Genomic DNA, 9,049 nt, shown 5'->3' on the forward strand with positions numbered 1-9,049 from the left:
CGATGACAGAGCACGGCATCGCGGCGCAGGTCCGGATTCTGCGCGGTAATCCGACCGACGCGGAGATCGCGGCGCTTCTCGCGGTCCTGGCGGCGCTCGGTGTCGGTGGCCCGCGCGGCGAACTGGCCGGGCACGCGCAGCCCCGGCTGCGCCGCCGCCACGGCCGCCCCCGGTACCAGCACCGCTCGGCCGGATCCTGGCGGCGGCACCAGTGAGGGAGAGAGCACGGTGAACATGAAGAACGGGGGCGGCGCGGCGCCTGCCGCGGCCTCGTCCCGGGATCGCAGGGCGCTGAGGGTGGTGCCGGAGTCGGTGCCGCTGCCGATGGCCCGCCTGCGGTACCGGACCATTCACGGCCACAAACACGCCTTCCGGATGGCGGGCAACGGTCCGGCGGTGCTGCTGATCCACGGGATCGGCGACTCCTCCGAGACCTGGGCGCCGATCGTGCCCGGACTCGCCCGCAACTACCGGGTGATCGTGCCGGACCTGCTCGGCCACGGACAGTCCGATAAGCCGCGCGGCGACTACTCGATCGGCGGCTACGCCAACGGGATGCGCGACCTGCTCTCGGTGCTCGGCATCGACCGGGTCACGCTGGTCGGGCACTCGCTCGGCGGCGGCGTGGCCATGCAATTCGCATATCAGTACCCTGAGCGCACGGAGCGGATCGTGCTGGTCGCCACCGGCGGCGTCGGCCGGCAGGTGACCCCGCTGCTGCGCGCGGCCTCGCTGCCGGGCGCCGAGCTGCTGATGGCCGGGATGAAGCTGCCCACCGTGCGCTGGCAGGTCACCGCCGCGGTCAAGCTGCTGCAACTGTCCGGACTGCCGCTGGGGCGCGACGCGCCGGAGGTGCTGCGCGTCCTGGACGCCCTGCCGAACGCCGACTCGCGCCTCGCCTTCGGCAGAACTCTGCGAGCCGTCGTGGACTGGCGCGGGCAGCTGGGCACGCTGCTGGACCGCTGTTACCTGAGCGAGGGCATGCCCACCATGCTCATGTGGGGCGACAAGGACCCGGTCCTGCCCGCCTCGCACGCCTGGCTGGCGCATGTCGCGATGCCCGGCAGCCGCCTGGAGCTGTTCAGCGACACCGGGCACTTCCCGTTCCACACGCAACCGCAGCGGTTCCTCGACCTGCTGCTGGACTTCATCGCGAGCACGGAGCCGGCCGGCTTCTCCGCGGAGGAGTGGCGGCAGATGCTGCGCAACCGCAGGGTCAAGCCGCGCCGCGCGCTGCCGCCCGCCGAGCCGCAGGGCCCGGCGGCAGCCCAGCCGCGGGCCGCCTGATCCGCCCGGCGGTAACAGAACCCTTACATGGCGGGCGCCCGGCTTCCGCAGCCGCTCGAGCGGGCGTCGAGCAAGGTCGCCAACCATGCGTTCACGAGGTCCCGTTCCCCGCTCATCCGCGGGGATCCGGACCGAGATCCGGCAGCCGTCCGCCACCGCGGGCGTGCCCGGTAGCCGCCGGGAACGGGCGGGACACGATTCCGCCCGTCCCGGCACCCGGCTGGAATCGGATTGAGAAGGGACCGACCTCAGTGAGGACTATCCGCACACCCGACCCCGGCGACGGAGCGCGGCGATGAGCCGCGCGGTCGCCATCACCGGCCTCGGGGTGGTCGCCCCCGGCGGCGTCGGCACGAAGGCATACTGGGAGCTGCTGACCTCCGGACGCACCGCCACCCGGACGATCACCCACTTCGACCCGTCGCCGTTCCGCTCGCGGGTGGGCGCCGAGGTCGACTTCGACCCGATCAAGGCCGGACTCTCGCATCAGGACGCGCGCCGGATGGACCGCGCCTCGCAGTTCGCCGTGGTCTGCGCCCGCGAGGCGCTGGCCGACAGCGGCCTCGACGTCGAGTCGCTCGACCCGGGCCGCGTCGGCACCACCATCGCCACCGCGGTCGGCTGCACCACCAGCCTGGAGCGCGAGTACGTCGTGGTCAGCGACACCGGCACCAAGTGGGAAGTAGACCACGAATACGTCGTGCCCGAGCTGTACCGGCACTTCGTGCCCAGCTCGGTCGCGGCCGAGGTGGCCTGGGCCGCCGGCGCGCAGGGCCCGGCCTCGATCGTGTCGACCGGCTGCACCTCCGGGCTCGACGCGCTCGGCTACGCGGTCGACCTGATCCGGGAGGGCAGCGTCGACGTCGTCGTGGCCGGCGGCACCGAGGCGCCCATCGCGCCGATCACCTCCGCCTGCTTCGACGCCATCCACGCCACCACCCCGCGCAACGACGACCCCGAACACGCCTGCCGCCCGTTCGACCGCACCCGCAACGGACTGGTGCTCGGCGAGGGCGCCGCGGTGCTGATCCTGGAGGAGCTGGAGAGCGCCCAACGCCGCGGCGCCCACATCTACGCCGAGATCAGCGGCTTCGCCTCGCGCTGCAACGCGTACCACATGACCGGCCTCAAGCCGGACGGCCGCGAGATGGCCGAGGCGATCCGGGTCGCGCTGGACGAGGCCAGGCTGAACCCGGACGCGATCGACTACATCAACGCGCACGGCTCCGGCACCAAGATGAACGACCGGCACGAGACCGGCGCGTTCAAGGCGGCGCTCGGCGAGCACGCGTACCGCGCCCCGGTCAGCTCGATCAAGTCCATGATCGGGCACTCGCTCGGCGCGATCGGCGCGCTGGAGGTCGCCGCCTGCGCGCTGGCCATCGAGGAGAACGTGGTGCCGCCCACGGCGAACCTGCATGAGCCGGACCCCGAGCTCGACCTCGACTACGTCCCGAACACCGCGCGCGAGCACCGCACCGACGCCGTGCTCAGCGTCGGCAGCGGATTCGGCGGCTTCCAGAGCGCCCTGGTGCTCAACCGCGTCGGCAGGAGGCAGGCATGAGCGCGTCAGCACCCGTAGTCACCGGACTCGGCATCGCCGCGCCGACCGGGCTCGGCGTCGAGGAGCACTGGCAGGCCACGCTCGCCGGACGTCCGGCGATCGGCCAGCTGACCCGCTTCGACGCCAGCCGCTACCCCTCCCGCCTGGCCGGCGAGGTGACCGGCTTCGACGCCGAGGCGCGCATCCCGAGCCGGCTGCTGCCGCAGACCGACCGCAGCACGCAGTTCGCGCTGGTCGCCGCCGAGGAGGCGCTGGGGGACGCGGCGGTGAACCCGCAGGAGCTGCCCGAGTACGGCATGGGCGTGATCACCTCGGCCTCCGGCGGCGGCGTCGAGTTCGGCCAGCGCGAGCTCGGGCTGCTGTGGAGCAAAGGCAAGGAGTACGTCAGCGCGTACCAGTCCTTCGCCTGGTTCTATGCGGCCAACACCGGCCAGATCTCGATCCGGCACGGCCTGCGCGGCCCGAGCGGCGTCGTGGTCACCGACCAGGCCGGCGGCCTCGACGCCATCGGCCACGCCCGCCGGCAAATCCGTAAGGGCACGCAGTTGGTGGTCTCGGGCGGGGTCGACGGAGCGCTGTGCCCGTGGGGCTGGATGGGTCAGCTGGCGACCGGCCTGCTGAGCCGCTCCGACGATCCGGCGCAGGGCTTCCTGCCGTTCTCTGCCGCGGCGAACGGGTACGTGCCCGGCGAGGGCGGGGCCATCATCGTGCTCGAAGACGCCGAGGCGGCCCGCGCCCGCGGGGTGGAGCGCACGTACGGCCGTATCCTCGGGTACGCCGCGACTTTCGACCCGCGGCCCTCCTCGCAGGACGCTGAGAACGGCCCGCTGGACGGCGGCGGGGGACTGCTGCGCGCCGCCCGCCAGGCGATCACCGACGCGGGTCTCGCCCCGGCCGACATCGGCGTCGTGTTCGCCGACGCCGCCGGAACGCCACGGCTCGACCGGGCCGAGGCGCTGGCGATCAGCGCGCTGTTCGGCCCGAACGCGGTGCCGGTGACCGCGCCCAAGACGATGACCGGCCGGCTGATCGGCGGCGGCGCGTCGCTCGACGTGGCCACCGCGCTGCTGAGCCTGCGCGACCGCGTCATCCCGCCGACGGTCAACGTCTCCGAGCCCGCCCCGGGCCTGCCGATCGACCTGGTCACCGAGGCCCGCGAGACCGACGCGCGCACCGCCCTGGTCCTGGCCAGGGGCTACAGCGGGTTCAACGCGGCCCTCGTCGTCGGCGCCTGAGCCACCGCATCTACCGGAAGAAGAACCGCCAACGAGCAAGGAGTGCCGAGCATGTCCCACACGATCGACCGCGAAGTGCTGACCAGACTGCTGCGCGAAAGCGCCGGGGTAGAGGAGGGAGTGGATCTGGACGGCGAGGACGTCCTGGACACCCCCTTCGTCGAGATCGGCTACGACTCGCTCGCGCTGCTCCAGGTCACCGGCCGCATCCGCCGCGAGTACGGCATCGACCTGCCGGACGACGCGGTGTCAGACGCGGAGACGTTCCGCAGCCTGCTGGAGATGATCCAATCCGCTCCGATCGTCGCGTCCTGACGAACCCTGATACACACCTGACAGCACACGGCCGCCGCCTCCCCCGGGGGGAGGCGGCGGCCGTGTTTCGTCTCGCGGGTCAGCGCAGATCGTCCCGGACCACCTGGCGGTCCCGGATCTTCAGCTCGCCGTCGACCCGCACCAGCAGGTCCTCGCAGACCGTGCTGAACTTCAGCGAGGCCTTGCCGCCGTGCGGGATCTCGATGACGGTGGCGTAGCTGCGCACCAGCAGCTCGCCGTCGCTCTGCTCGGTCACGGTGATCATGCCGAGCCAGTGCCGGTGGCGGATGTCGGCCTCGTCCAGCGCCTTGCGCGCGGCCAGCGCGCCCGCGGCGATCTTGTCGCGGCCCTGCACCGGATGCGGGTGGCCATTGGCGTCGAACACGCCGTCCTCGGTGAAGGTCTGCGCCCACTGCGCCGTCAGACCGTCGTCGAGCAGGCGCATCTGCCAGGCATAGAACTGCTGCACCTCAAGGTAGAGGTCCGCGGAGACCGGCTTGCCGGCCGCCTCCAACAGGGCATCCATGCGAGTACTCCTCTTTCGTCAGCCCACAGACGGCCCCGCGCGGTGGCCGTCTCCGTGCACTGAGGGTCGGGAACGCTGCTCGACGCCCTGTGGAGCCCGTCTTGAGCTGCCCGCCGCCCGCCGGACGCGCCGGGCGGCACCAGAGCCCTGCGAAGCAGCCGTCCACCGGCTCTCGAGCGCCACCCCCCACCCTGACCTCAGCCGTGAGGAGACAGCCCGTGAGGAGAGTGGCTCGATGCAGCTGATCGATCTGTCCACGCCGGTCGACGCCCGCTTCTGGGAGCCGGAACCGGTGCGGCATGAGCCGATGACCCCCGCGCAGGGGGCCGAGCACATGACCGGCGCGATGCGCGAGCACTTCGGTCTCGACCTCTCCGTCGACGAACTGCCCGACGGCGAGTTTCTCAACAACGACACCTTCACGCTCACCGCGCACACCGGCACCCACGTGGACGCCCCCGCGCACTACGGCTCCAGGACCGAATACGGCGGCGGCGTCCCGCGCACCATCGACGAGCTGCCGCTGGACTGGTTCGTGCGCCCGGCCTTCGTGCTCGACTTGACCGCGATCGGCTCCGGCGCGGCGACCGTGGCCGACCTCGAATCAGCCCTCGACCGTATCGGCTACAACCCGAAGCCCTACGACATCGCGCTGCTGTGGACCGGGGCCTCGGCTCGGGCGGGCACCCCGGAGTACTTCACCAAGTTCGTCGGCCTCGACGGTCCGGCCACCGAGTACCTGCTGGACTTCGGCGTACGCGTCATCGGCACCGACGCCTTCAGCCTGGACGCGCCGTTCCCGCACATCATCAGCGAGTACCAGCGCACCGGGGATCGCAGCGTCCTGTGGCCCGCGCACTTCACCGGCCGGCGCCGCGAGTTCTGCCAGATCGAGCGCCTCGCCAACCTGGAGGCGCTGCCGGTCGCGCACGGCTTCCAGGTCAGCTGCCTGCCGGTCAAGCTGACCGGCGCGGGCGCGGGCTGGACCCGGGCCGTCGCGATGATCGGGGACCCGTCGTGATCGGCCGCGGCGTCCCGGCGGGCACGTCCACCCCGCGCCCGGTCGCGCTGCTGCTGCCCGGCCAGGGCGCGCAGCACCAGGGCATGGGCGTCGGCCTCTACGAGCGCGAACCCGCCTTCACCGACGCGATCGACGAGTTCTTCGTCCTGCTGGGCCGCGAGGGCGCGGCGATCCGCGCCGACTGGCTCTGCGAGAACCCGCGCATCCCGGTGGATGAGGCGATCCGCGCGCAGCCGCTGCTGTTCGGCATCGGCTACGCGATCGGCCGGATGTTGCAGTCCTGGGGCGTGGAGCCCTCGGTGCTGATCGGCCACAGCGCGGGGGAGTACGTCGCGGCCACCCTCGCCGGCGTGGCCAGCCTGGAAGACGCCGCCGCGCTGCTGCTCTCCCGGGTCGAACTGTTCCAGCGCGCGCCGCTCGGCGGAATGCTCGCCGTGGTCGCCGACGAGGAACGGGTCGCACCCTTCCTGACCGACGAGGTCGTCATCGGCGCGGTCAACGGCCCGGGCCAGCTTCTGGTCGCCGGGCCGGAACCGCAGCTCTCCGAGGTGCGCGCGGCGTTGGAACGCGCCGAGATCACCTGTATGCCGGCCAAGGCGCTGCGCGGCTTCCACAGCCCCTCGATCCTCGAAGCCTGCGCCGCCTCGATCCCCGCCTTCGCCGGGATCCGGCTCAACGCCCCGGCCATCCCGATCGTATCCGCCTCGCGTCCCGGGCCGCTGGACAAGGCGACCGCCCGCGACCCGGAGTACTGGGCGATGGTGCCCGGCGTGCCGGTGCTCTTCGGCCCCGCCCTCGACCTGCTCCTGTCGCAGGGCTCTTACCTGCTGGTCGAGACCGGCCCGGGACAGGGGCTCTCGGTGCTCGCGCGCCGCCACCCGGAGGTGCTGGCCCGCCGCAGCGCGGTCGTCTCCATGCTCGGGCACCGGCCCGCGCCGCCGCACGCCGACCGGACCGCCGTGCTGCGCGCGATCGACCGGCTGACCACCGAGGGCTACCGGATTCCGCCGGCCGCCCGCGACTGCCTCGTCGACGAGCAGCCGGCCGCGGCCGTGCCCGCCGTGCTCATCCCGGCCGGGATCGCGCTGTGAACCGCCGCCCGGGTGAAACCCGGGCACCGCAGTCGAAACCGCATTAAACCAGCGGAAAGGGATGGAATGATGTCAGCGAAAGCTCCGGCGCTGGTCACCGGCGCCACCAGCGGGATCGGACTGGCCACCGCGCGGCTGCTGGCCGAGCGCGGACACCCGGTCTTTCTGTGCGCGAGAACGCAGGAGGACGTGGACGGCGTCGTGGAGAAGCTGCGCGCGGACGGCCACGCCGCGGCCGGTCGGCGCGCCGACGTGACCGCGCAGCAGGACGTCGAGAGCGCGGTCGCGGCGGCGGTGGAAACTTACGGACCGCTCGGCATCCTGGTTAACAACGCCGGGCGCAACGGCGGCGGCGTCACCGCCGAGATCGCCGATGAGCTGTGGTACTCAGTGATCGAAACCAACCTCAACAGCGTCTTCCGGGTGACCCGGCAGGTGCTCGCGCACGGTGGGATGCGCGAACGCGGCTGGGGCCGGATCATCAACATCGCCTCCACCGGCGGAAAGCAGGGTGTGGTGTTCGGGGCGCCCTATTCGGCGGCCAAGCACGGCGTGGTCGGCTTCACGAAGGCCCTCGGCCTGGAGCTGGCGACCAGCGGCATCACCGTGAACGCGGTCTGCCCCGGCTACGTCGAGACTCCGCTCGCGGTCAGGGTGCGGCAGGGCTACGCGGAGCACTGGGGCACCACGCAGGATGAGGTGCTCGCCAAGTTCCAAGCCAAGATCCCGCTCGGCCGCTACTCGACCCCGGAAGAGGTCGCCGGACTCGTCGGATACCTGGCGAGCGACACCGCGGCCTCCATCACCGCCCAGGCGCTCAACGTGTGCGGCGGCCTCGGCAACTACTGACGACCCCGGCGCCGGCGCGGAGCCCCGGCCGGCGGTCGCAGAGAGAAAAGAGAACCACAGTGGCGACCTACCACACCAAGCACGACATCACCGTCGAGGCCGCGGCGGACACCGTCTTCGGGCTGGTCGCGGACGTCGCGGGCTGGCCGCAGGTATTCGGCCCCACCGTGCACGTCGATCTGTTGCGCGACGAGGCCGGCGAGCAGTTGCTGCGGATCTGGGCGCTGGCCAACGGCGAGGTGCGCGACTGGACCTCGCGCCGCACGATGGACCGCGCCGCCGGAACCATCGCCTTCCACCAGGTGGTCTCCAGCCCGCCGGTCGCCTCGATGGGCGGAAAGTGGATCGTCGAGCAGCTCGGCGATGGCGAGCGCTGTTCGGTGACGCTGACCCACGACTTCGAGGCGATCGCGGACGACCCGGACGCCGTCGCGTTCATCCAGCAGGCGGTGGACCGCAACAGCAACGCCGAGCTGGCGGCGCTCAAGGCCGCGGCCGAGCAGCAGGCCGGGCCCGACCAGCTGCGCTTCACCTTCAGCGACGCGGTGTCCATCAAGGGCCCGGTGGCCGCGGTCTTCGAGTTCATCAACCGGGCCGACCTGTGGCCGCAGCGGCTGCCGCACGTCAGCCGGCTCGACCTGACCGAGTCGGTGCCGGGCGTGCAGCGGATGGTGATGGACACTCGCAGCCCGGACGGCTCGATCCACACCACCGAGTCGGTCCGGCTGTGCTTCGCGGACCGCGGCGAGATCCTCTACAAGCAGCTGCGGGTGCCGCCGGTGATGAGCGCTCACACCGGCCGGTGGGAGTTCCGCGCGGCGCCGGACGGCCTGGTGGAGGCGAGGTCCTGGCACACCGTCACGCTCAACCCGGCGGGCGTTCGCGAGGCGCTGGGTCAGGAGGCGAGCATGGACGAGGCCAGGCAGAAGGTGCGCCACGCGCTGGGCACCAACAGCCTGACCACCCTGCGCCACGCCAAGCAGCATGTTGAGATGCCGCTGGGGTGAGCGCGAACAACGCCGACTAGGCCGTGGGTAAGAAGTAGCGTCGGATAAGGCCGCGGCGTCTGGCGCGTGCGATCGCAAGGCGGCGGAGCGCCCTCATACCGGGTCGTCTGTGGGCGTTTCGCCAACGCAGCGAGCGTGCGTGGCAGGCGTCGCG

General features: G+C 72.1%; 10 protein-coding genes. 9 read left to right on the plus strand and 1 reads right to left on the minus strand.

Going from position 1 to position 9,049, the window contains the following annotated elements:
* Window positions 1–2: 2 nt before the first annotated feature.
* The 5 genes from VFA06_RS11515 to VFA06_RS11535 all read left to right on the plus strand — a co-directional run bounded on the left by VFA06_RS11515 (window position 3) and on the right by VFA06_RS11535 (window position 4,401).
* Window positions 3–215, plus strand: a complete 213-nt coding sequence (locus tag VFA06_RS11515; protein WP_324840484.1) for an acyl-CoA carboxylase epsilon subunit — start codon at window positions 3–5, stop codon at window positions 213–215.
* A gap of 19 nt (window positions 216–234) precedes the next feature.
* Window positions 235–1,287, plus strand: a complete 1,053-nt coding sequence (locus VFA06_RS11520) for an alpha/beta fold hydrolase (protein WP_324840493.1) — start codon at window positions 235–237, stop codon at window positions 1,285–1,287.
* A gap of 295 nt (window positions 1,288–1,582) precedes the next feature.
* Window positions 1,583–2,851, plus strand: a complete 1,269-nt coding sequence (locus VFA06_RS11525) for a beta-ketoacyl-[acyl-carrier-protein] synthase family protein (protein ID WP_324840485.1) — start codon at window positions 1,583–1,585, stop codon at window positions 2,849–2,851.
* Window positions 2,848–4,086 (plus strand): ketosynthase chain-length factor, encoded by a 1,239-nt coding sequence (locus tag VFA06_RS11530; RefSeq protein WP_324840486.1) that lies wholly within the window; start codon window positions 2,848–2,850, stop codon window positions 4,084–4,086. Before VFA06_RS11525 ends, VFA06_RS11530 begins: the two co-directional genes overlap by 4 nt.
* 51 nt (window positions 4,087–4,137) lie before the next feature.
* Window positions 4,138–4,401: an acyl carrier protein gene (locus VFA06_RS11535; protein WP_324840487.1), complete on the plus strand. Its 264-nt coding sequence runs from the start codon at window positions 4,138–4,140 to the stop codon at window positions 4,399–4,401.
* Between the two features lie 79 nt (window positions 4,402–4,480).
* On the opposite strand, the gene VFA06_RS11540 is transcribed toward VFA06_RS11535, so the two are convergent.
* Window positions 4,481–4,927 carry a nuclear transport factor 2 family protein gene (locus tag VFA06_RS11540; protein WP_324840488.1) on the minus strand — a complete coding sequence of 149 codons (447 nt, stop codon included), beginning with the start codon at window positions 4,925–4,927 and terminating at the stop codon, window positions 4,481–4,483.
* A gap of 235 nt (window positions 4,928–5,162) precedes the next feature.
* Here VFA06_RS11540 and VFA06_RS11545 point away from each other — a divergent pair, with 235 nt between their 5' ends.
* The 4 genes from VFA06_RS11545 to VFA06_RS11560 all read left to right on the plus strand — a co-directional run bounded on the left by VFA06_RS11545 (window position 5,163) and on the right by VFA06_RS11560 (window position 8,895).
* Window positions 5,163–5,948 carry a cyclase family protein gene (locus tag VFA06_RS11545; RefSeq protein ID WP_324840489.1) on the plus strand — a complete coding sequence of 262 codons (786 nt, stop codon included), beginning with the start codon at window positions 5,163–5,165 and terminating at the stop codon, window positions 5,946–5,948.
* Entirely contained in the window at window positions 5,945–7,039 is a 1,095-nt protein-coding gene (locus tag VFA06_RS11550; RefSeq protein ID WP_324840490.1) for an acyltransferase domain-containing protein, read from the plus strand. Before VFA06_RS11545 ends, VFA06_RS11550 begins: the two co-directional genes overlap by 4 nt.
* 66 nt (window positions 7,040–7,105) lie before the next feature.
* A complete protein-coding gene (gene fabG / locus VFA06_RS11555; protein WP_414639871.1) occupies window positions 7,106–7,888 on the plus strand; it encodes a 3-oxoacyl-ACP reductase FabG in 783 nt (260 codons plus the stop codon).
* Window positions 7,889–7,947: 59 nt separating this feature from the next.
* Window positions 7,948–8,895: an aromatase/cyclase gene (locus VFA06_RS11560; protein WP_324840492.1), complete on the plus strand. Its 948-nt coding sequence runs from the start codon at window positions 7,948–7,950 to the stop codon at window positions 8,893–8,895.
* The last annotated feature ends 154 nt before the right edge of the window (window positions 8,896–9,049 follow it).

Source organism: Actinocrinis sp., assembly GCF_035653575.1.
Classification (GTDB): Bacteria; Actinomycetota; Actinomycetes; order Streptomycetales; family Catenulisporaceae; genus Actinocrinis.

Bases quoted from the DNA above. Each gene is read 5' to 3' on its own strand.
- VFA06_RS11515 (WP_324840484.1), top strand. From the start codon at position 3: ATGACAGAGCACGGCATCGCGGCGCAGGTCCGGATTCTGCGCGGTAAT.
- VFA06_RS11520 (WP_324840493.1), top strand. From the start codon at position 235: ATGAAGAACGGGGGCGGCGCGGCGCCTGCCGCGGCCTCGTCCCGGGAT.
- VFA06_RS11525 (WP_324840485.1), top strand. From the start codon at position 1,583: ATGAGCCGCGCGGTCGCCATCACCGGCCTCGGGGTGGTCGCCCCCGGC.
- VFA06_RS11530 (WP_324840486.1), top strand. From the start codon at position 2,848: ATGAGCGCGTCAGCACCCGTAGTCACCGGACTCGGCATCGCCGCGCCG.
- VFA06_RS11535 (WP_324840487.1), top strand. From the start codon at position 4,138: ATGTCCCACACGATCGACCGCGAAGTGCTGACCAGACTGCTGCGCGAA.
- VFA06_RS11540 (WP_324840488.1), bottom strand. From the start codon at position 4,927: ATGGATGCCCTGTTGGAGGCGGCCGGCAAGCCGGTCTCCGCGGACCTC.
- VFA06_RS11545 (WP_324840489.1), top strand. From the start codon at position 5,163: ATGCAGCTGATCGATCTGTCCACGCCGGTCGACGCCCGCTTCTGGGAG.
- fabG (WP_414639871.1), top strand. From the start codon at position 7,106: ATGATGTCAGCGAAAGCTCCGGCGCTGGTCACCGGCGCCACCAGCGGG.